The organism is Mesorhizobium sp. P3_A9 (genome assembly GCF_056402975.1).
This window is the reverse complement of the sequence record NZ_JBFUGJ010000809.1, coordinates 1-583: the sequence shown is the minus strand read 5'-3', so window position 1 is coordinate 583 and position 583 is coordinate 1. Positions and strand designations below refer to the sequence as shown.

At 65.4% G+C, this 583-nt stretch carries 1 pseudogene; it reads left to right on the top strand.

Annotated elements, in window-relative coordinates:
• Nucleotides 1-583 (top strand): annotated as a pseudogene (locus AC1DX0_RS36865) (transcriptional regulator); the annotation flags it as partial.

Here is a 583-nt window from a genome sequence, read left to right as displayed (position 1 = left end):
CTGTGCAGGTGGCGGCCCTCCGCAAGGTGCTCGGGCAGCGCGCCGACAACAGCGACTGGATCGCCACCGTTGCAAGGATCGGTTACCGGCTTTGGGCCGAGGACGCCGTAGCGCCGCGGGAAGCGTCGTCGCCGCTTCCCTCGCTGGCGGTGTTGCCGTTTCACAACCTCAGCGGCGAGCACGCCCAGGACTATTTCGCCGACGGGATCGTTGACGACCTCATCACCGCCCTGAGCCGGTTCAAGACCTTTGCCGTGATCTCGCGCAACTCGTCATTCGTCTACAAGGGGCGGGCGGTGGACGTTCGCGAGATCGGCCGCGAGCTCGGCGTCCGCTACCTTCTCGAAGGCAGCATACGGCGGTCGGGCAACCGGTTGCGGGTCACGGCCCAACTGGTGGACGCGGCGACCGCGGCGCACCTTTGGGCACAGAATTACGACGGTGCCCTCGAGGATGTCTTCGACATGCAGGATCGCATCACCGAGAGCGTCGTCTCGATCGTCGAGCCGATGGTCAAGCGCGCCGAGATCGAACGCACCCGTTTGAAGCCGCCGACCAGTCTCGATGCCTACGACCTTTACCT